The organism is Vibrio sp. Vb1127 (genome assembly GCF_033338735.1).
Lineage (GTDB): Bacteria > Pseudomonadota > Gammaproteobacteria > Enterobacterales > Vibrionaceae > Vibrio > Vibrio alginolyticus.
In genome coordinates this window covers 574,854-595,211 of sequence record NZ_JAWOTF010000001.1, presented here as the reverse complement: position 1 = coordinate 595,211, position 20,358 = coordinate 574,854, and the positions used below count along the sequence as shown (strand labels likewise).

Sequence of the window (20,358 nt, the reverse complement as noted above, 5' to 3'; positions counted from 1 at the left end):
GTATCTTGAAGTCAAACCGTTATCATGTATTATCTTAAATCACCATTTTCCTTGATGTAGCTATGTTGAAGTTTAACCGTACATTGTTGACTGCGATAGTTTGCTTAGTTGCTATGCTTTTGAGTAGTGTCGCTCCTGTGGCGCAGGCTTCCGCTCCGATGAAAACAATTGAAGTACGCGATCTTATTGTTCAACAGGCTGCTCTGCACAAACAACTTGGCGTCAATGACGACTGCGTAGAATCACATCACGATGAGTCAGCCATCAATAAGGCACAACAATCTCACACGAGTTGTAGCTCTTCCTGCATGGTCAAAATTCCCGCCAACTTATCTCAAAACGACTTACTGCTTCTTCCTTATAGCCTTGCCTTGATTGATAGGCCTCTAGTCGAAAAAGTAGTGACAGTGATCACCAAGCTTTATCGTCCTCCGATTGTTTAATTCCTCATCTCAAATTACTTGGGGTTTCCCCCTTTTTACCAAATGAAATGATTTGGCATTTGAATGCCACAAGGAAATAAACAATGAAAAAACTACTTGCCTTATGTAGTGCACTTTTACTGACTTTTACCGCTCATGCAGCGCAATTTGAAGAAGGGAAGCACTACAAAGTTCTGGATGTTAAGAAAGCATCGAAACCTGTTGTGACGGAATTCTTTTCTTTTTATTGCCCACATTGCTACAAGTTTGAGTCGCTTATTGAGCGTTTAAAACCTGCTCTGCCAAAAGAGGCAAAGTTTGAAAAGGTACATGTGGGGTTCATGGGCGGAGATATGGCGATTCCGATGGCCAAGTCCTACGCGACGATGGTGTCGCTAGGAGTTGAAGATACAATGATTCCTGCCATGTTTGCCCAAATTCATCAAAAGCGACAAGCGCCAAAAGACGAAGCTGAGCTGAAACAGCTGTTCGTTGATAATGGCGTCGAAGGTAAGAAGTTTGATGCGGCGTACAATAGTTTCGCCGTAAACTCAATGCAGAAAGGTTTTGATAAGCAATTCTCTGCTAGCACGTTGAGAGGGGTTCCGGGTGTGGTTGTGAACAATAAATACATTGTTTTGGCCAACGAAATTCGTACTTACGACGAGTACAATCAATTAGTTAATTACTTATTGACTCTGTAACTATAAATAGCATTGAAGCTTAAAAATGGCGACGGTAGAGTCGCCATTTTTTATGCTTATCACTTTCGTATTATCTAAGAACGCTTGTACATGCTTGAGTCGGAACACTAGTCATAAATATGGCATGCGGATAAAACAAGCTAGCAGCAGTGATTGCAACATTACATGGCTGAGCAATCGTGGTTTTAATCACATTGGTAAGCACAGTGCCTGTATTATTTACTGTTTGAGCGGCGGCTTGTTGTGCCTGGTAAGACACGCAACCTGTCGTTGCGTTGATCATCGCAGTGCTAAACAAAAGTTTGCGAAAAAACATATTCATATCCTTTGTGAATGCTTTGAATTACTTATATGTGGATTGATTCATAAATGAAACAAAACAGTGTTCAAAATATGTGTGCATTCACGAAATGAACATTGTTTTATAAAAAGACGTTTTTTTGTGATCTTAGTACTGGACAGACCAGGTTATGAAACTAAAGCCAATCCGTGCATTACGATTACGCCGAAGGTCAGTTTGCTCCTCATTCCTTGATATCCCTTGGGCTCGGCGTCTTGTTCGACTTTCCTCACGAGCTTTTCTGCATACCAAACAGCAAGATACCCAATTGCTAAGAGTAGGGTAGCGACCGCGTAATGTTTGTGGCCCTGCAGTAATGCGCCCCAAGCCAGTAAGACAAAAAGGTTGCTGAGAATTAATACATTTCGGCTAAGGCGGTGGTAGTAATGCTCAATGCCATTACCCCAAAGGATGCCAGATAAAAAACTTAATATAACGGCGCTATATGCGATGAAAAATTGCTGACCACTTAAATTGAAGAGTGAGATGTCAGTGAAAATCAGCCCTAAACTAAACACAAATGGAACCAGGCCTAAGTAACCGAGTTGTAGCATGGTTGAGCGTGTTGTCATGGTCGTCACCTTACAATTGTTGCTCTATCATATTGGTAAGCGTAGTACTTGTCGGTGATGTGGAGCTTGGAAAAGTAGCAATAACTTTACCTTCAGAGCTAATCAGAAACTTGTAGAAGTTCCATTTTGGTTTTATGCCTGCTTGGTTGGTAATTTGGTTGAAGACTGGGTTCGCATCTACACCTAATACTGAAGAGCGAGCCATCATTGGAAAGGTTACCCCGTAATCGAGATAACAGACTTTCGCAGTGTTCGTTTCGCTTCCTCTATCTTGTCGAAAGTCATTGCTCGGGAAACCGATAACGGTGAAGTTTTGGTCTTTGTAAGTTTGATAGAGGGTTTCTAACTGTTCGAACTGAGGAGTGAAGCCGCACTGGCTTGCTGTATTGACGATTAGTAGTGTCTTTCCCTTAAAGCTTTCGCATAGATCGACTTCTTCCGTTGAGTTTAACAACCTTTGCTTACCTTGAAGAATATCAGGGCACTCAGATGCAAGAGCAAGCGAATTCATGGAGAGAAAGCTAACGAGAGCGGCGAAGTTCAGTAATCCTTTCATGGTGTTGTTCCCCTTGTTTTCAATAAGTATAACTACTTAAGTGCAAAGAGGATCGATCAAAAAAGCCGCACAAATGCGCGGCTTTTTCAAGAGCTGAGATCTGACTATGCCAGTTTCAACTCGAACTGGTTCAGGTACATTACCATGTCTTCAATCGTCAGTACCGGCATGTTGTGCAGGCGACCGAATGCTACGATCTCCGGTGCCTTTGCCATCGTGCCATCTGGATTGGTCACTTCACACAGTACGCCAGCGGGTTGAAGCCCTGCCATTTGCATCAGATCAATCGTACCTTCTGTGTGACCACGGCGAGTCATTACACCACCTGGACGTGCGCGCAGAGGGAATACGTGACCCGGGCGAGCAAGATCTTCCGGTTTTGCGTGCGGGTTTGCCGCCGTTTTAATGGTCGTTACGCGGTCTGCTGCTGAAACACCCGTTGTTACACCAACTTTCGCTTCAATAGAAACCGTAAATGCGGTTTGGTTTGCGCTGTTGTTGTTTACCACCATTGGAGGCAGCTCCAGTTTGTCTGCTTGAGCATCTGTTAAGCACAAACAAACGATGCCGCTACATTCGCGGATCATCAATGCCATTTGCTCGTTAGTGAGGTGCTCGACTGAATAAATGATATCGCCTTCGTTTTCGCGATCTTCATCATCAAGAAGCAGTACGCCACGGCCTTCTTTTAAAGCGATAAGTGCGTTTTCAACGCGAGTAATTGGGTCGCCGAATTCGGCAAGTAGTGATGACTGATTCATGGTTAACTCCTAAATTTCACCAGAATCAGGGCGGTATGAGAGATCGCCGTAAAATACGATCAAAAAGAAGTGCACCAGCATTCTTAGCGATCTGACTCGCTATGCTGGTGTATTCTTATTCTCTTTCATCCGGACTATAACCGTCGGCTCTGGCATCTCACCAGATCTGCTGACCTCGACGAATCGAGCGCTCGCGGGCTCACTTGAAAAAGTATACCGCCGGTGGGGAATTTCGCCCCGCCCTGAGAACAATTAAAAATGTACCACTTCATCCAAGTTGTGAAGAAGTGGAGCTAGGATAGTACTGCGAACTGAATAGCTTGGAAAGTCGATTCCATCTGTATGATGGAAAAGTGTGCTATCGACGGAAATAATCTGTGCGAATAAAGTGATCAATCTGCTGCGGCACGAAGGTGTTGTAAATCAGGCTCGTATGCGTTTGCTTCACTTCGATATGATCTTGCATACCGTCCAGTCTTGTCTCTTCTACGGTAACGGTACCGTCCGACATGGTGTTGTCATTACGGATCAACAATGGGCGAGCGCCAATCGGCATCGTTCCTGCGATACTGCCGAGTTTTTGAGGGAAATCCCAGGCGTCATCATGTTTGTTTAATCCGTGGTGTGGCGAATTGCCTAAAATTGCACCCAATCCGAGATCTTGAATTCGACCTACAATGGACGCGCCTTTAAGAGGCGAACCGATAGCGACAACATGAGAGATTAAGTTAGTGCTCGGTTTTCTGTTGGCGAGATAGCGCTTAATCATCAAGCCTCCCAAGCTGTGTCCCACGAGCACGTTTGTGGTCAGTGGATTAAGCGAGTGATCAATAGAATCAAACAGTGAAGACTCATCGATAGCAACAGTGTTATAGCTGAGTACTTGCGTTTCGTATCCGAGTTTTCTCAGCTTTTGGCTAAGAGGCTGCATGACCAGCCCATGCATATAAAGACCATGTAAGATGATGATTTTCATAATACCTCCTAGATTTATGACGTCGTAGATATCCTACTCTAATTGACAAGAAACTACTTGTGCTTTGTGGTGCATATTTACGTTTTGCTGCAAAGTTTGATTGCTGTAGCAAGCGACTCAGCCCAGTAAATCCTGTACTTGTTGTTGCAATTGATGACGATTTAAAGACGCAGGACTTAACACTTCACCGATAACAACATCCACTTTTGACCAAAAACGAGTCGGTCGTTTTGTGAGAGCATGTCCGCCTTTGTGGCTGAAAAAAGAACCCCAAAGCCCTTTTAACGCCATAGGGATGACAGGAACAGGGTTACGTTCAAGGATTTTTTCTACACCAGGGCGAAACTCACCCAATTGACCGTTAGACGTTAAACGACCCTCAGGGAAGATACAGACAACCTCACCGTCGTTAAGTGCTTGTTCAATCTGTTCAAATGCTCGTCGGTAAGTGTCGGCACACTTACGTGGAGAACAGATCGGGATAACACCGGCATGACGGAATACATATTTAAGAACAGGTAGCTCGCTGATGGACTTGTCCATCACAAAACGAACCGGGCGAGTAGAGGTTCCCATCAAAATCAATGCATCGACATAGCTAACATGGTTAGCCACGATTAACGCAGCACCTTGTTCAGGAATATGTTGGCGCCCCTTTACGGACACACGATACATACAATGGCTGAGTAAATAACTGATAAAGCGTTGTGTAAATTCCGGTACTTGGCGATATACATAGATCGCCACGAAAAAGTTACCTATTGCCATCATGGCAAACAGTTCCACAATAGAAAGCTCTAGTACGCTGAGTACAACGATCGAAACCAAAGCAGACACCACCATAAACAACGCATTCATGATGTTGTTAGCAGCAATGGCACGTGCACACTCCCCTTTGTTTGAACGCGATTGGATGAACGCATAAAGAGGAACAATAAAGACACCGCCGCTTACACCAACAAGGAACAGGTCAATCATGACGCGTAGATGTTTTGATTCAGCAACGAAGTTTTGCACATCATAAAAGTGCACCGGAAGTGATAGATAACTTGGGACTGCCCATAGCAAGTCGACGCCAAAGACTGTCAGACCAAGGATACCGAATGGCAAAATACCAAGCTCAACGTGGTTGAAAGAAAGTTTTTCACACAACCAAGAGCCTGTAGCGATACCAATGGAAAACAATGCCAACAGTAAAGAAACGACAGTGCTATCTGCGAACAAATGTTCGCGTGCGAAGTTAGGGAATTGAGTTAGGTAAGTCGCACCCATGAACCAAAACCAACTGATGGCTAGAATAGACATCCAAATGCCTCTCTGCTTTTTTGCCACTTTTAACGTGTTCTTTAAACCAGAAATCGGTTCAAATTTCGCTTTGTCATTCGATTGGCTAGGCATCGCTGGAATATTCACGCTGCTCATGAACCCAAGCAAAGACAAGGCAATCACGGTACAAGAAGCAATCAAGGTACCATTAGGAACGGATAGCAGCAGGCCTGCACAAAGCGTACCTATAAGAATCGAAAGGAACGTGCCCATTTCAACCCAAGCATTTCCTTTAACAAGCTCATTTGGTTTGAGCGCTTGTGGTAACAAGGCGTATTTCACGGGACCAAAATAGGCCGATTGAGTGCCTGTCATAAACAGCAGAACCAGCATCAGCATGGCACTTTGGGTGGCAATAGCGGTTGCTGCGCAAGACATGATAGCCAGCTCGATGAGCTTTAGACGTCGGATTAATTTGGCTTTGTCCATGCTGTCAGCGACGGCACCAGCATGCGCTGAGAATAGAAAGAAAGGTAGGATGAATAAGCCTGCCGCCAAATTAACGAATAGATTGACGGATATTGGTAGGTTATCAATTTGGCTGTATGTCACCATCAATAACAGAACGTTTTTGTAGATGTTGTCATTGAGTGCGCCAAGGCATTGCGTCACAAAGTAAGGAAAAAAGCGTTTTGAGAAAAACATACGGGCCCCGATTAAACAAAGTCGAATGAGATGGGAGCACTTTATGCTCAATGAACGATTAAACCAGCTTTCTCTTTCAAGTGACGTTGTATGCCACCAAAAGTAACGAAATTCGTTACTTTCATTTCCATTCGTTTATTGAGTTACTAATTCCGAGACTTCTGAGCAGGTTTTCTTTCCCATGGTTCAAACAGAGGGAACGTCCAACGACGCATCGCAATAATCAGAGAGGTGCCGTGCTTTTCGTCCATATCGAGAGAGCTATCATTTTGGCAAGCCTGATAAAACTCATCGATGACCTTTTGCAGTTTCTGTTGTAGCTTCTTGTTGCTTGGTACACTCATCAGTCCTGTTGCCATGGAGAACTTTTCATCTTCACCAGAAAAGTAGCTTTGGAAAAAGGCGTCTTGAACTTGCTGTTGGAAGAACCGTTGAATAGGGCCGCCCATCTGCCACTTAAATGTCGGAGATATACGCAAACGAATTTTGTTATTTGGCTGCAAGTCGATGATGTTCAGACGATCCAAATGAGCAAGCTTTTGCACCAGTTCAAACTCATTGAAGGTGTATTGCTGAACGATTTGCTCAAACTGATAGCCATTTACAACACAGATTGCCACGAGTAGCAGGGCTTTATCATCAACCAACTGCTTTTCTTGCTCTAACGTTAGCGACTCTAGACCTTTATTGTGCGCAGCCGCGATCTTAAACAGTTCCGCCATTTCTAAACCAATCAATTGGCAAATGCGTTCTAAGCGTTCAAGACTAATGTGTTGACCTTCAGCGAGTAAACGTTTGACGCTTCCTTCACTTAAATCAAGGTGTTGTGCAACATCGGCATAATGCAGCCCAGCTAACTTTAGTTGGCGTTTAAGCTCTTTAATTAACGTATAACTCTCTGACATTTACGCTGTTACCTCGTCGTGTAACTGCTCTAGGTACGTTTGCATAAAGGTTTTGCGTTTTTGCGCTTCGCGTCTTGCTGACTCTGTGTTCATGGTTTCAGCGATTTTGAATAACTTGGTTTGAAAGTGATCCAGAGTGAATTGTTTATCGTTAAGTTCACGTTCTTCGGCAAATATATCGCTGTCGTTGTAAAGTTGCGCGTTAAACTGAGTGCTGACTTGAATGCATCGCGTCACGCCAATTGCGCCTAAAGCGTCCAGACGGTCGGCATCTTGGACGATTTTGGCTTCCAACGTATTTGGCCTGATGTTTGCGCTAAAGCTGTGTGCCTCTATCGCATGAGCAATGGCATCATGATATTGCTGCGGATAATCGATACTCTCTAAAAATGCGACCGCTTTTTTGGCTGCGATGATTGAGCTCTCTTTGCGATTTGGGTGATCTTTCGGGTAAGTAAAGCAATCATGCAAATAGGCAGCCGGTAATACAATCGCGATGTCTGCATTTTCTTCTTTGCAGAGCTGTTTCGCTGTTTTGACCACGCGTTTTACGTGTTTAAGATCATGAGCTGCATCTACTTGCATCTCTTGCTGCATAAATTCCAAAAATTGCGGTTCTATCTGGCTTAATGACGTCATGGTTCATATCTACAACTAAAATGAAGTCAGAAGTATGCCCAACGCTTAGAATAATTTCCAAGTGCGATGGTGTAATTGAGATTCAGCCACCAGAACCTTGTGCAACGTTTGGTACTGAGCCGTTTTATATGGCCTTTCAATGTGTTCAGTGGTTTATGAGACAAGAATAGACAGAGCGAGCAGTGATGTTTACCAGTAGAAAAAAGGCCTGACGATGTCGTCAGGCCTTTTTCGTCACGCCGATCTTTTTAGCGTTTGAACGTTACTTGCTCTGCTTGTTCAAGATGAATATGAGTCGTCGCAGGCTGTGTTTCTGCAATCACTTTACCGTGACGAACAGAGTAGCGAACCGGCACTTGGCGACGTACTGCGTCAAAACCATTTTCTGCGGGAAGAATCAGTAAACTACCTGGTTTGCCTTCTTCAATACCGTGCTTGTCTTGAATGTTCAGTGTACGTGCTGAATTGGTGCTGATCAGATCCAGTGAGTTGTTGATTTGGTCGTAACCCATCACCTGACACACGTGCAGACCCATATGCAGCACTTGCAGCATGTTTGCAGTGCCTAGTGGGTACCAAGGGTCAAATACATCATCGTGTCCAAAGCAGACGTTGATGTTGGCATTCAGCATCTCTTTCACTCGTGTTACGCCGCGACGTTTTGGGTAATCATCAAAACGGCCTTGTAGGTGAATGTTCACCAATGGATTTGCCACGAAGTTGATACCGGACATGCGTAATAAACGGAACAGGCGAGATGCGTATGCACCGTTGTAGGAACCCATCGCTGTGGTGTGACTGGCCGTGACTTTATTCCCCATATCAAACTTGTGCGCTAATGCTGCCAGTGTTTCAACGAAGCGAGATTGTTCGTCATCGATTTCATCACAATGCACGTCGATCAGGCGGTCGTATTTTTGCGCTAACTCGAATACGTAGTGCAGCGATTCAATGCCATATTCGCGTGTGAATTCAAAGTGTGGAATCGCGCCAATCACGTCCGCACCTAATTTGACGGCTTCTTCTAGCAGCTCTTTGCCATTTGGGTAAGAGAGAATTCCTTCCTGCGGGAAGGCGACGATTTGGATATCTACCCATTCTTTCATCTCTTCACGCACTTCTACCATCGCTTTTAGGGCAATTAGGGTAGGGTCTGAAACATCGACGTGGGTACGAACGTGTTGTACGCCGTTTGCTATCTGCCATTTTAAGGTTTGTTTTGCGCGCGCTTTCACGTCTTCAATCGACAGCATTTCTTTGCGCTCAGCCCAACGTTCAATACCCTCAAACAATGTGCCAGAGATGTTCCAGCTAGGCTCGCCTGCGGTTTGAGTTGTATCTAAGTGAATGTGTGGCTCGCAGAAAGGCGCAACCGCCATACCGCCTTCAGCATCGATGATGTCACCGTTATGACTAAGCTCCACATCGTTGCTTTCAATGCGCTTGAATTGACCATCTTCAATCAAAATTTGCTGCAGACCTTCTTGTCCTTTTAGCGTTACGTTTTTGATCAGTAGTGTTGTCATGATGGTTCCTTACGCTGGCTGTGTAGCCAGTGCTTTTTTGTTAAGAATAGGATTAAGAATCAGGAAGCTAATTGCGCCGCCAAGTACAGCGTTAATCGGCACTACGCCAGGCAGGAAGTGTCCCGCACCAACGCCAATCACGACAGCGATAATGCCAGCCCAGTTAACGTTTTGGAATTGGGCGGCTTCAAAGTTTGCGTAGCGTTTACGGTTCGTGAAGAAGTCAGCGATGATCACACCGCCAATCGGTGGAATTGCCAAAGATAAGAAGGTCAGCCAGCCAACAAAGTTATTGTAGAGCCAGAGAGCGCAAAGTGTGCCAACAAGACCGTTCGCCATCGAGATGTATTTACTTGGTAAGCCTGTGATGTTGGAAAATCCAAGACCTGATGCGTAGAGCGCGTTGTCGTTGGTCGTCCAAATGTTTAACCCAAGTACGATGATGGCAGGAATCAATAAACCTTGCGCAATCATCACTTCAGAGATGTCTGATTGACCAGTCACCGACGCACCTGCTGCGCCAAAGATAAACATTAACGAGTTACCGATGAAAAATGCCACCATGGTGATCATCACGGCGCTGCGTGGCTTTTTGCCAAAGCGTACGAAATCTGCCGTTAATGTGCCTGCACTGACAAAAGAGCCTACAACCATCGCGAGAGCCATTGAAAAATCGAGTGGCTCGGTTGGTTGAACCTGTTGTAGTTCGCTTATACCGCCAACACTATTTACTGCCTCGATGACAGAGTAGCCGCCAAGTAGCGCAATGGCAGGAACGGCAATTGCTGACAACACCATCAGTGCGGAGATGCCAAAGTAAACGGTCGCGGTCATGAGCAAACCGGAGACGAGGATCAAAGTATTGGTATCGATGCCCGTTGCTTTGTGCACCGGAATCGCAAACATCGCGACACCAACTCCAAACCACCCAACTTGAGTACCGCCAAGAAGAGCAGAAGGAAGCCAAGAGCCTTTAGAACCAAAAGAGAAACGAGCAAGAAGGTGAGTAGAGAGACCAGTAGAAGCGCCGATGTAACCGAGGAAAGAAGTGTAAATACCGAGGATTAGGTTACCGATGAGAACAGCGAGGAAAAAATCATTAAAGGAGAGCCCAGTACCGAGAGAACCCCCAGTCCACATACTTGCGGAGAAAAAAGTGAGTCCTAACATCACCATTGTAAGTGACGCCACGCCTTTTCTGGCCGTGTTAGGAACTGGTCCAAGACTGTAGTTATTGTCTCCAGCCATTATTACCTCCGCACATTGAAATATTAAATTATAGCACCTGATTTTCAGGCAAACGGCGCGTATTATCGTGATGTAAATTTAATAGTCAATGATAAAATTGCAATTTAAACGTTTGCTTTGTTTTTGATGTGTATTTTTCTTTTAATAACAATGGTTTGATTTTTAAATTCTAAAGGTGGAAATTTTGATTTTACGTATTTTCTATGATTTATAGACAGGTTTTCTATGTGAAATGAATGTTTTGAATTGCTATTTGTTTTTATGGATTAAATTTATCTATAACTCTGGATTGTTCAGTCGATTTCTATGAAAAGAAAACGATTTCATGATGAGGTTTTTGGTTTGGACGTTATTTGTTCTTTTCTTGGGTGTGTTTTCTTGGTTTTATTTTATGTAGGTGATTTATTTTTGTTGAAGCTGGCATTTCTAATGGTTTAGTGGGCGAATATTTGAATTTTATAAACAGTAAACAATCTGTTGTGGGTAAGAAAAGTACAACCGAGCTCGGTCAGAGGATAAGAGGGCAATAGCCACATAAAAAAATAGCCAACCGCAAAGAGTGCGATTGGCTTATATACATGTGAACAAAATCAAGTTCACTAACAACGTCAGTTGGCTAGGTGACCCTCGGCTTAAGAAGGGTCGATTTATATAATGCAGTTACTGTGCCAACTTTAATATGCCCTAAAATACGTAGTTTCTGTGACATGCGTTGCTTAAAGTTTGAGTATGTTTGCAATTTGCAACTGCGTTATGCAATTTGACTCTATTATGCTAATGATTGATTAATAAACAATGAACCTTTTAAAGCATGACTAAACTCGCCGTTCCTAAAAAGGCGAAAAAACCAACTACATCTGTCACTGTTGTTAGAATCACCGAGCCAGCCAAAGCGGGGTCCAATTTAAACTTATCCAGAATAATGGGAATCAGCACACCAAATAAAGCTGCGGTAATAATATTGACGATAATGGCCAGCGCGATGGTTCCCCCAAGAACCGGAGATTGAAACCACAATCCGGCGAGCCCGCCGATGATTAACGCCCAAGCAATGCCGTTCAGAGAGCCAATACCCAACTCATTTTTCAATAGCTTGAAACGGTTACCTGGGGTGATCTGATTAAGCGCCATCGCACGAATCATTAGAGTGAGCGTTTGGCTGCCAGCAATGCCCCCCATGGATGCAACAATTGGCATGAGCACCGCCAAAGCCACCACCTGCGCAATTACATCTTCAAATAGTCCGATAGTGACAGACGCCAAAATCGCAGTAAGCAAATTGATGCCTAACCAAACACCGCGCTTTTGCGAGCTTTTTAATACTGGCGCAAACAAGTCATCGCCTTCATCCATACCTGTACCGGCCATCAAACGTGCTTCGTAGATTTCACGCTGTGTACTCAATGCAAACTGCCAATCGACTTCACCGATCAGTGTTTGGTCTGCATCAGTTACAGGGAGAGCGGGCAGTGTGCTGTGTTCTAATGCCTCTACCGCTTCAGGAAGCATCATTTTACTGTCTAGAACCGTCACAGCCTCAATAACGAGTGTTTTTAAGCGAGTATCGGGGTCACCACGTAAGATATCGAAGTAGTTGACCGTTCCACGATACTGTTTATTACGATTAATCAGATACACCTGTTGAGGCGTGTCGTAGCTATAGCGCTCCATTAACTGCTTAGCTGTCCCAATCGTAATGTTGAAGGGCAGGGTGATGATCTTACGTTCAGCCCAGTGGCCGAGTTCTTCATCAGCATACTCGTTTGCTTGATCGTAAAGTTCCAACTCATCTTTTTCTATCAACGAGAGCGCTTCGTTGATGATCGACTCTGGCAACGAATCGGCCCATTCGATGAGCGACAAGTTGTCGAGTTTAGCGAGAGTGAGCTTTAGCTCGACTTCAGATAACGCATTGATGATAGAGAAACGTACGTCCGCACGCATTTCCGTTAACACGTCGATATGTAGCTCTAGTGGTAAAGCTCGCCATAAGCGAACACGATCGTCGATTGGAAATGCTTCTAGAATCAGGGCAACCGCGCCGGGCTCGAGGCCCGCTTCAATAGATTCATTGAGCGTTGCGACTTGATCCGCTTCTTCGGCTTGGCCAATTTGCTGGATTAGAGTGGAGAGATCTTGAAACTTGCTCACCGAGTACCCCGATAGTTAATTCGTTTTATGGAAGTATGGCATGTTATTGAGATGCACAACTATGCATCTTAACCTTGCTCAAGGTACTTGAAAGTAACAGAAAAACAATAGGCTATTCGCTGTTGATGGTGAGATATGGCTGTACCAATTGGCGAATGTTCACTTTTGCGGCAATACGGGCTGCCAGCAAGTACATTCCGCCGATTTTTCTGTGTAAAAATAGGGCATCTGCTGGTGGAGTATGCCAGTATTCTTGCTCCATGCTTAGAATGGTGCCAGCCTCGCGAAGCTTTTGTGCTAAGCCGCTGGCTTTGAAATCATAGGGCTCATCGACCAACATAGGTTCACATGCCATTTTCACTAGATCGAGAATCGCTTGGCGCTGGTCTGGAAGGATGGTTTGGCTGAAGAAGCCTATTTGTTCAAGCGCATCATTTAAGCCTTGTTCGTCATTATTCACGACAGACGCAAAAGCTTGGCGATAGCCGGTACTGAACCGTTCGCTGTATTCGCGGGTCGCCCCGAAATCTAGCAAGCCGATTTGACGAGTGTTTTCGATATATAAGTAGTTGGCGAAGTTGGGATCGGTTTGCACCATCTTAAATTCGAACAGCTCTCGAAACAGTAATTCGAGTAGGCTGTGCATGACAAAATCCCGTGTACTCTGATCATACTGTTCGATTTGCTCAATCGGACTACCATCAATGAATTCCATCGCGAGAACGGAGTCTGAGCAACTTCCAGTATGAATCTTCGGTACGACAAAATGAGGGTGCTCCTTCAAAGCGTCATGATAACGAATGGCAAATTGCGCCTCTCGTGTGTAATCGGCCTCGTCATGTAGCTGCTTTTTCGCTTCTTCGAGTAATCCTTTGTAGTCGACAGACTCGGGAATCAACCCAACGACCTTGAGCAGTGTTCCGACATTATCGACGTCGCTATCGATACTTTTCCGTATGCCCGGATATTGCACTTTGACGGCTAGGTTATCGCCCGCATCGCTGTAGGCTTGGTGTACTTGTCCTATTGATGCACTGGCGATTGGTTTGAAGTTAAATGACAGAAACTCAGCTTTCCAATTCGTTCCTAGCGAACTTTCCATTACTGCGTTGAGTTGTTTTGCAGGCATTGGGTCTGCGTTGGAACGAAGACGGGAAAGAATATCGGCGAGTTCAGGTTCTAAAACATCACCAGCATCCATTGATAGCATTTGTCCAAGCTTCATTGCAGCGCCACGTAGGTGAGCAAGTTGGTCGGTTAAACGCGCGATGTTCTGTGGCGTCAGCAAGAGGTCTTTCGCTTTTGGTTTGTTGCCTTTGGCTATCTGCTTCGTGCCTTCTGCAATCACATTGCCTGCGACACGGGTAGCAAGTGAAGCGAACTTGCTGAATCTTGAGATGCGATGGGTAGGTAGGCTTCTTTCCTTTACCGACATGAATCTTCTCCGCTATTTACTAACTAATTGTTATACGGGAAAAGGATATGTTTGGATACAAATGAAAAGAAAACCGCCAGCGTAACTGGCGGTTTGCGAGTTTAGATAGAGTAGAAGAAGTACAGTTGAGACTTCATTCGGATGATGATCCCGCGAATCACATCTAAGAAGGCCATGAAGCCTATCGGTTTTTCACCGCTGACCCATGCGAGGCCAACAGAGCCAACAGGGATGTCGTAGCCTTCTGGCTCATCAATCTTAAGACGAACAAAGTGGTGTTTGTTCTGTAAGTTCTTTCCAGTGGTGACACGTACGGAATCATCGAAACCCAGTAGATTACCTTGTGACTCACCTGTTGCTTCAACAATGCCTTCGACGGTCGCTGAGAAGATCTTACCTGGGTAAACGGACGAAGAGAATTCCGCTGGCTGACCCGGTTTGATGTTACGAATCGCCTGGTGGTTCACTCGCATTAGTACGTACTTTTCGTTGGTGTACATGTTGATACGCGGCATCATTGATACACGCTGACCTTCACGCAGGATAAAGTTGGTGACAAAGCCATCTGTTGGGGCATGAACTTTTGTGCTATTCAAATCCCATTGCGCTTTTGCAATTTGCTCTTTCGCTTGGCGCAGTTCGGCTTGTTTGGTTTCAACTGCAAGTTCCGCTTTATGAATCGCCAGTTTTGCACGGGAAATATCGACTTGTTTCTTCTTGATTTGAGACTCAAGGGTCAACGCGTTGTGACGTGCCATATCAACCGCACTCGATTGTTTGTCGATATCGCTTTCCGTGATGGTGTTGTGCACCACTCGGTTTTGCTCAACATAACGATCTAGCATTTTTTTCTGCAATTTGTAGTCAACTTTCGCCGCTTCCAACTGGCTCTTTGATGTTTCTAGATCTTGCACTAGCGCTTCGTGGTTAGCTTCTTCAATCTCGATGTCGCCTTTTGCTGTAGCTAATGCAACGCGAGCAGAATCAGCGGATACGTTCGCTTGATTTAATGCGATTTTGTATTGCGTTGGGTCAAGTTCATAAATGATCTGACCTTCTTTAACTTTCTGATTCGGCTCAATGTAAATGTGGTCAACTTTACCTTTTACATTGGTTGAATCTGGACGCAATTGGATGTGTGGTGACTGCACGACAGAACCGCCGGATAAATCCATCGGGGTGAAGTTAATCAAACCTACCCAGACGAACATTAGCCAACCCAAGCCGCCAAGATAAGCGAACGATTTGGTTGCTTTGTTCCAAGGCATGCCAACCAAACGCAACAGATAGATGAAGAGTGCCCATACCGCTAAACCTTCTAACATTATGCTTCCTCTTTTGGCTGTGTTTCTGTTTGCGGTTTACTTTTCCATGTATCACGCAGATTGATGATGGCTTTTTCCATATCAACGAATGCAAAGATCACGGCTAGCACCCAAACCCAGTGCCAGACAAACCCTATCCAGGTAAGCGCAGTGATGAGCCCTATCTGATGATGGTCTTTGCTGTGTGCTTTATTGATAGGTAATTCATGGATTTTCCAAAAGCCGTAACACGCGCCCGCGACACTCGCGATTAAAACGACAGCAGCGACAACATGTAACGCCGTATCTGCGCCTGTACCGACAAATGGGACACTCAGTAAACTCATTAAATACTCCTCTATCAAACTGTTGGCGTATTGTGATCTGAATTTGATTTGCGGCTTTCTTTGTGACAGATTCAATCACTATAGGATTAAATTTGATGTAATTGGTTATGAAAACGGTTCGGTTTATTCGCGCGATGGGCATTCTAAACATGCATAACCTCGCGTTATCTAAATACAATTTGGACTCGGATGAGTTAGGGATCCCAGCATCGGTGTTTCGTAACCCAATGACACTGATCCCGCTAAAAGCCGTTGCGGAATGGTATCGTTGTGTTGAACAAGCTAGTGGTGACCCGGATGTGGTGTTGAGTCTCAGCCGAGGTATTGAACTGCAAAAGCTAGGGCCAGTGGGACGCTGGTTATTCTCCGGCAATGATTTAGCCAGTACCATTCGGCGAGTGAATTATGGTGTGAGCAATCTACAATCAGGGGCGTTTTTTGCTGGCGAACAGTCGGGTAAAATCATCAAATGGACTTACCACAACCCGTTTATAGAAACGTCAGTAAAGGTGCACGATAGTATCCGCTGTGCGGTATTTATGATTAAGGTGTTACGCGAATTTCTTGGCAAAGATTACCAGCCTTTACGTGTCAAGGTTTCAGGCTCGAGAAAAAATACTGAGCGATACCGGGAATATTTCGGCTGCGAGGTGGAATGGAGTCAGCCAAAAACAGAGATATGGATCCCGGGAGATGACCGATTAGCCTCCCGCCAAGTGAGCCATCGAGAAGACAGCCGTCTAGCGATGAGTTTTTCCGACTTGGATGATTTGCTTAATATGCCCGATCCAGAAGACGAGTTGAAAGTGATTTATGAAGTGGTGAACTACAGCAGCCATTATGGATTGCCAACGTTAGAGCGCGTGTCTTCTCTGCTTGATTTATCTGAACAGCAGTTTCAACGTCGTTTGCATAAATTAGGGCTCAATTTTTCGACGGTTTCTGGCTATGTATTGAGTAATATTGCAGCTGGTTTGTTGAGTAAGCGCGTGAGTATTGATGACATTGCCACGCGCCTTGGTTACACCAATGTGGCGAGCTTCAATCGTATGTTTAAGAAACATCGTGGATTAACGCCCAAGCAGTATACGGGAAGATTAGAGAAGTAGTGCTCCACTTATCTCTATGAGTACAAGCAATAAAAGCCCTCAAAGTTGAGGGCTTTGTTATTTTTTTGTGTCGTTTTATGTGGTGGCTATTTCTTAGGACGCCAACTTAGTGCACTTGCAACAGCGCCGATGGCAATTACATCCTTTTTTTGTTCGCTAAGTTCAGGGAGCATCTGTACCGCAATGGTACCGTTCGTCTGCACAGCGGCAATTTCTTGTGTGCCTTCCTTAAAGCTATAACCCAATGGAATGTCTACCGCCATCATGGCGTCAGGACTAGTATGTACAGTTTCTACATTAAAGTGGGTGCTACCAATACGCACTACGCCTGTCTCTTTTTTCTCAAAGCTGATGTCGATGAGAGCGGATTTTGGCTCCATCGCAAACTCACCGACTTTTTTACCATCTTGAGTAATGTCACAGGTGTAAGGATCATTCCCACCAAAATCGACGCCCATGTAGTTAACCGACATACCGCCTCCAGTGCAGTTCAAAAGCCAAGTTTCCCCGCTGTCGATACGAATCACTTCTGCGCCCATTGAACCTTCTTTGAAAGAGATACGGTTAAACCAACTTGAGTTAGAAGCACTGCGTGAATACTTGCCTTTGTACTTACCAGCAAAATCAAAATGGCCATCCGCACCGAATCCCCAAAAATCACCGTCGGTTTTGATCAGCATTTCTGGTTGTGCTTTTACGGCATCAGTACGATCCATGACGGCTAGGCCACCACAACCAGCAAGGAGCAAGGGAGCGAATAGAATAAGTTTCTTCATGTTTTTCATTTTTTATAGCTTGGTTACATCTAGGGTTTGGTCGGTGAATTGGATGTTCTGAATGTCGTACAACTCGTCAGTGCCTGTACTCGGGCACTCAACAGAAACGCTCTTTGCTTTGATAACAGTACATTCCGCCAGTTTGTGTGGCACTATATAGGTGTTGATACCGCCTTCACCATAAATGCTGTTGTCTTTGCTGTTGCCTTCAAAAGTATTGTTTTGATCATTACCGATCACATTCATCGCGTCGCCGCCAATGATCTTCACTTTTGTTAGCCACTGAGATTTGTAGGTGTACGCTTCTATCAAACCGTCTTTGTTGGGAGCCATACGGAAGGTAGGTACTGTGCCTGGACTTGTCTTTTCTGTGTAGAGCTTGACGCCCGCAGAGTCGATATTCGCGGTATATTGCAAGTATCCGTGGAATAAGCCACTGATCCAATCAACGGCTTGTGGATCTTGGGTTTGCATTTCTTCACGCGTTAACGCTTGGTAGCCATCTAAACCATGTCCGTTTGCTTTTGCTACACCCATGTAAGCTTCAAAAGCGGCAGCAAAATATTCGTGAGAATATGAAGGGCCCGTTTGTTTCACACTTTCAGGATCGAAGTCGTCCGATTTCCAATCGTCCCAGTCATACTGAGTAGGGCGCCACACCGTCGGTTTGCCCGATTGAATATCGTTATAGATGCTTAACGCATGAGCTTGAATGTCATTTTGCAGTGCCGCAGTCGCCGTGTTAGGTGCAATACCTTGCGCTTGGACCAAGTGTAAAATTTCTTCAAAAGCGGCGTCTCGTTCGGCTTTTTTACCAAGATTGGCGCAGTAATCGGCAAAATTACTCATGTAATGGCAATCGCCTTCAACTGTCAGTTCTCGATACATTAAAGATTGGCTATTCCTTAGCCAGTTTGGTGTTTCTTTACTAGTTACTAATGTTGACGCGATAGATGTGACAAGTGTATCCATATCATCTTCGTTAAGTACCATCATGCTTACAACAAACTTTTCTAGAGAACTAGTATCAAAAGAGTGTGCTAAGCCCGAGCTTGTAACTGCATCGTTCAATTTGCCTTGGCGAATCAGTTCGTTGATAAAGATTTTGGTTAACATCTCATCATTCTGTTCGTCGTTTTCGGTCAGCATTAGTGTGGCATCACGCTCGGCTAATGTCTTAGCGATACGAGACTTGTCAGCACCGTACTTAGAGTCTGGTTGGTTTGTGAGAAGGTGTTGGATGATTTTGGCTGCACGAAAGATTTTTTCATTATTCGCACCGTCATCAACAGCCACAATGTGAAATGTATCGTTGTTGTTTGCTTCGGAAAGGGAGATTTTCACATAGTGGGTGAAGCCCGAATCAGCAGCCACTTTTAACTTGGCCGGAAACTCTGTAGAAACGACAGTTGGGATTGTGACAGTGCTCAATGTTGGCATTGGTGGTGTTGGAGGTGTCGTTGTCGATGGTTTCGAATTAGATTCACTGCCGCCACAAGCAGTTAGACTTATCGCGCAAAATATGGCTAAAGGTGTTAATTTGGAATATCTCATTTCATGTTACTCGTAGACTTTATTAGAGCAGGAAACTTAGAAGCAACATAAAGTCCTGTCTATATAAGCAAACTAAGTCATATATGTTGATATTGTTTTTTGGTAAGACCTATTATTCGATATATTTAAAAATATAGTGGATTTTTATTCCGAATTTTATTTTCTATGTGAAGCTATATTCTGATAATGAATAAAACCTCAGGTTATTGCATGGTTTTAGGGGTATAGAATGATTAGGATTATCGTATATGTATGGTTTGTAAGCGTATGTAAGCCTGCGTTTTATTAAAATTATCATTTAAGTAGGTTGCGCAGTATAGGACGAGCGATATACTCCCTCCATCATATTGGTGGAGTAAATGATTCATGGTGGGTAATACAATCTTACTGGTAGAAGACGACTCAGAGATTGCTCGATTAACCAAAATGTACCTCGAAGCCGAAGGATATACGGTAACTGTCATCGATAACGGTCAAAATGCATTAGAAACGATTAAGGGGCTCAAGCCGGACCTAGTGCTGTTAGATTTGATGTTACCAGGAAAAAATGGCGCAGAAATATGCCAAGAGGCGCGTAAGTTTTATCATGGTATTATCATTGTTTTGACTGCGACCGATGATGAAATGAGCGAGGTGAGCTTATTTAAGTTCGGTGCTGATGATTACCTTACCAAACCGATAAAAGGCAATATCCTTCTCGCCCGTATTGAAGCAGCGTTGCGTCGCTATTGTCGTCAAGTTGATATCGTTGAAGAAGAAAAGCTGAGCCGATATGGCATTAGTCTTTGTCTTCGTCGCTCCCAAGCATTTTATTTGCAAAAAGATATTGGTTTAACGAGCTCTGAGTTTGAAATTCTAGAGCTCCTGATGCTGAATGTCGATAAACCAGTATCTCGTGAATCATGTTGCCGTCTTGCCAGAGGCATTGAATACTGCATTACTGATCGTTCGATTGATATGCGTATATCCTCACTAAGGAAGAAATTCTCTAAGGCTCATATCCATACTGCTACCATTAAGACCATACGTCACCACGGCTATATGCTGACAGGTAAATGACGC

At 44.4% G+C, this 20,358-nt stretch carries 20 protein-coding genes and 1 riboswitch; of the genes, 4 read left to right on the top strand and 16 right to left on the bottom strand.

Annotated features, from left to right (window positions below; all coding sequences use genetic code 11):
- Window positions 1-62: 62 nt before the first annotated feature.
- Together R7H07_RS02550 and R7H07_RS02545 are read left to right on the top strand one after the other, a co-directional pair.
- Window positions 63-443 carry a hypothetical protein gene (locus R7H07_RS02550; protein ID WP_005373669.1) on the top strand — a complete coding sequence of 127 codons (381 nt, stop codon included), beginning with the start codon at window positions 63-65 and terminating at the stop codon, window positions 441-443.
- Window positions 444-526: 83 nt separating this feature from the next.
- Entirely contained in the window at window positions 527-1,126 is a 600-nt protein-coding gene (locus tag R7H07_RS02545; RefSeq protein WP_005373667.1) for a thiol:disulfide interchange protein DsbA/DsbL, read from the top strand.
- Between the two features lie 70 nt (window positions 1,127-1,196).
- Here R7H07_RS02545 and R7H07_RS02540 read toward each other — a convergent pair whose 3' ends face one another.
- From R7H07_RS02540 to R7H07_RS02475, 14 genes are all read right to left on the bottom strand, one after another.
- A complete protein-coding gene (locus R7H07_RS02540; protein ID WP_017819860.1) occupies window positions 1,197-1,442 on the bottom strand; it encodes a hypothetical protein in 246 nt (81 codons plus the stop codon).
- Between the two features lie 152 nt (window positions 1,443-1,594).
- Window positions 1,595-2,038: a DUF3429 domain-containing protein gene (locus R7H07_RS02535; protein WP_017819861.1), complete on the bottom strand. Its 444-nt coding sequence runs from the start codon at window positions 2,036-2,038 to the stop codon at window positions 1,595-1,597.
- Window positions 2,039-2,048: 10 nt separating this feature from the next.
- The gene (locus R7H07_RS02530) at window positions 2,049-2,594 is read right to left on the bottom strand and encodes a glutathione peroxidase (protein ID WP_005373657.1); all 546 of its coding nucleotides are present in this window, start codon (window positions 2,592-2,594) and stop codon (window positions 2,049-2,051) included.
- A gap of 104 nt (window positions 2,595-2,698) precedes the next feature.
- Window positions 2,699-3,355: a 3,4-dihydroxy-2-butanone-4-phosphate synthase gene (ribB, locus tag R7H07_RS02525; RefSeq protein ID WP_005373655.1), complete on the bottom strand. Its 657-nt coding sequence runs from the start codon at window positions 3,353-3,355 to the stop codon at window positions 2,699-2,701.
- A gap of 113 nt (window positions 3,356-3,468) precedes the next feature.
- A riboswitch (FMN riboswitch) is annotated at window positions 3,469-3,609 on the bottom strand.
- A gap of 104 nt (window positions 3,610-3,713) precedes the next feature.
- Window positions 3,714-4,331 carry a hypothetical protein gene (locus R7H07_RS02520; RefSeq protein ID WP_005373653.1) on the bottom strand — a complete coding sequence of 206 codons (618 nt, stop codon included), beginning with the start codon at window positions 4,329-4,331 and terminating at the stop codon, window positions 3,714-3,716.
- A 117-nt stretch (window positions 4,332-4,448) separates the two neighbouring features.
- Window positions 4,449-6,302 (bottom strand): MFS transporter, encoded by a 1,854-nt coding sequence (locus R7H07_RS02515; protein WP_206958745.1) that lies wholly within the window; start codon window positions 6,300-6,302, stop codon window positions 4,449-4,451.
- 146 nt (window positions 6,303-6,448) lie between these two features.
- Window positions 6,449-7,207, bottom strand: a complete 759-nt coding sequence (locus R7H07_RS02510; protein WP_005385584.1) for a helix-turn-helix domain-containing protein — start codon at window positions 7,205-7,207, stop codon at window positions 6,449-6,451.
- A complete protein-coding gene (locus R7H07_RS02505; protein WP_017819864.1) occupies window positions 7,208-7,846 on the bottom strand; it encodes an HD domain-containing protein in 639 nt (212 codons plus the stop codon).
- 248 nt (window positions 7,847-8,094) lie between these two features.
- A complete protein-coding gene (locus tag R7H07_RS02500) occupies window positions 8,095-9,372 on the bottom strand; it encodes a cytosine deaminase (protein ID WP_025767946.1) in 1,278 nt (425 codons plus the stop codon).
- Window positions 9,373-9,381: 9 nt separating this feature from the next.
- Window positions 9,382-10,620 carry a cytosine permease gene (gene codB, locus R7H07_RS02495; RefSeq protein WP_206958747.1) on the bottom strand — a complete coding sequence of 413 codons (1,239 nt, stop codon included), beginning with the start codon at window positions 10,618-10,620 and terminating at the stop codon, window positions 9,382-9,384.
- Window positions 10,621-11,424: 804 nt separating this feature from the next.
- Window positions 11,425-12,771 (bottom strand): magnesium transporter, encoded by a 1,347-nt coding sequence (locus R7H07_RS02490; RefSeq protein ID WP_005373641.1) that lies wholly within the window; start codon window positions 12,769-12,771, stop codon window positions 11,425-11,427.
- A gap of 112 nt (window positions 12,772-12,883) precedes the next feature.
- On the bottom strand, window positions 12,884-14,206 hold the full coding sequence (locus tag R7H07_RS02485) for an ABC1 kinase family protein (protein WP_206958749.1): 1,323 nt from the start codon (window positions 14,204-14,206) through the stop codon (window positions 12,884-12,886).
- A 101-nt stretch (window positions 14,207-14,307) separates the two neighbouring features.
- Complete coding sequence (locus tag R7H07_RS02480; protein WP_206958751.1) at window positions 14,308-15,531, bottom strand: HlyD family secretion protein; 1,224 nt, start codon at window positions 15,529-15,531, stop codon at window positions 14,308-14,310.
- On the bottom strand, window positions 15,531-15,857 hold the full coding sequence (locus R7H07_RS02475; RefSeq protein ID WP_017635162.1) for an MFS transporter: 327 nt from the start codon (window positions 15,855-15,857) through the stop codon (window positions 15,531-15,533). Before R7H07_RS02475 ends, R7H07_RS02480 begins: the two co-directional genes overlap by 1 nt.
- Window positions 15,858-15,964: 107 nt before the next feature.
- On the opposite strand from R7H07_RS02475, the gene R7H07_RS02470 reads away from it, so the two are divergent.
- Window positions 15,965-16,966 (top strand): AraC family transcriptional regulator, encoded by a 1,002-nt coding sequence (locus tag R7H07_RS02470; protein WP_053304538.1) that lies wholly within the window; start codon window positions 15,965-15,967, stop codon window positions 16,964-16,966.
- Between the two features lie 86 nt (window positions 16,967-17,052).
- Here R7H07_RS02470 and R7H07_RS02465 read toward each other — a convergent pair whose 3' ends face one another.
- Window positions 17,053-17,742, bottom strand: a complete 690-nt coding sequence (locus R7H07_RS02465; protein WP_065275176.1) for a hypothetical protein — start codon at window positions 17,740-17,742, stop codon at window positions 17,053-17,055.
- A gap of 12 nt (window positions 17,743-17,754) precedes the next feature.
- Window positions 17,755-19,296 carry a hypothetical protein gene (locus tag R7H07_RS02460; RefSeq protein WP_031777160.1) on the bottom strand — a complete coding sequence of 514 codons (1,542 nt, stop codon included), beginning with the start codon at window positions 19,294-19,296 and terminating at the stop codon, window positions 17,755-17,757.
- A 366-nt stretch (window positions 19,297-19,662) separates the two neighbouring features.
- Here R7H07_RS02460 and R7H07_RS02455 point away from each other — a divergent pair, with 366 nt between their 5' ends.
- Window positions 19,663-20,355, top strand: a complete 693-nt coding sequence (locus R7H07_RS02455) for a response regulator transcription factor (RefSeq protein WP_005373624.1) — start codon at window positions 19,663-19,665, stop codon at window positions 20,353-20,355.
- The last annotated feature ends 3 nt before the right edge of the window (window positions 20,356-20,358 follow it).

Bases quoted from the DNA above. Each gene is read 5' to 3' on its own strand.
- R7H07_RS02550 (WP_005373669.1), top strand. From the start codon at position 63: ATGTTGAAGTTTAACCGTACATTGTTGACTGCGATAGTTTGCTTAGTT.
- R7H07_RS02545 (WP_005373667.1), top strand. From the start codon at position 527: ATGAAAAAACTACTTGCCTTATGTAGTGCACTTTTACTGACTTTTACC.
- R7H07_RS02540 (WP_017819860.1), bottom strand. From the start codon at position 1,442: ATGTTTTTTCGCAAACTTTTGTTTAGCACTGCGATGATCAACGCAACG.
- R7H07_RS02535 (WP_017819861.1), bottom strand. From the start codon at position 2,038: ATGACAACACGCTCAACCATGCTACAACTCGGTTACTTAGGCCTGGTT.
- R7H07_RS02530 (WP_005373657.1), bottom strand. From the start codon at position 2,594: ATGAAAGGATTACTGAACTTCGCCGCTCTCGTTAGCTTTCTCTCCATG.
- ribB (WP_005373655.1), bottom strand. From the start codon at position 3,355: ATGAATCAGTCATCACTACTTGCCGAATTCGGCGACCCAATTACTCGC.
- R7H07_RS02520 (WP_005373653.1), bottom strand. From the start codon at position 4,331: ATGAAAATCATCATCTTACATGGTCTTTATATGCATGGGCTGGTCATG.
- R7H07_RS02515 (WP_206958745.1), bottom strand. From the start codon at position 6,302: ATGTTTTTCTCAAAACGCTTTTTTCCTTACTTTGTGACGCAATGCCTT.
- R7H07_RS02510 (WP_005385584.1), bottom strand. From the start codon at position 7,207: ATGTCAGAGAGTTATACGTTAATTAAAGAGCTTAAACGCCAACTAAAG.
- R7H07_RS02505 (WP_017819864.1), bottom strand. From the start codon at position 7,846: ATGACGTCATTAAGCCAGATAGAACCGCAATTTTTGGAATTTATGCAG.
- R7H07_RS02500 (WP_025767946.1), bottom strand. From the start codon at position 9,372: ATGACAACACTACTGATCAAAAACGTAACGCTAAAAGGACAAGAAGGT.
- codB (WP_206958747.1), bottom strand. From the start codon at position 10,620: ATGGCTGGAGACAATAACTACAGTCTTGGACCAGTTCCTAACACGGCC.
- R7H07_RS02485 (WP_206958749.1), bottom strand. From the start codon at position 14,206: ATGTCGGTAAAGGAAAGAAGCCTACCTACCCATCGCATCTCAAGATTC.
- R7H07_RS02480 (WP_206958751.1), bottom strand. From the start codon at position 15,531: ATGTTAGAAGGTTTAGCGGTATGGGCACTCTTCATCTATCTGTTGCGT.
- R7H07_RS02475 (WP_017635162.1), bottom strand. From the start codon at position 15,857: ATGAGTTTACTGAGTGTCCCATTTGTCGGTACAGGCGCAGATACGGCG.
- R7H07_RS02470 (WP_053304538.1), top strand. From the start codon at position 15,965: ATGAAAACGGTTCGGTTTATTCGCGCGATGGGCATTCTAAACATGCAT.
- R7H07_RS02465 (WP_065275176.1), bottom strand. From the start codon at position 17,742: ATGAAGAAACTTATTCTATTCGCTCCCTTGCTCCTTGCTGGTTGTGGT.
- R7H07_RS02460 (WP_031777160.1), bottom strand. From the start codon at position 19,296: ATGAGATATTCCAAATTAACACCTTTAGCCATATTTTGCGCGATAAGT.
- R7H07_RS02455 (WP_005373624.1), top strand. From the start codon at position 19,663: ATGGTGGGTAATACAATCTTACTGGTAGAAGACGACTCAGAGATTGCT.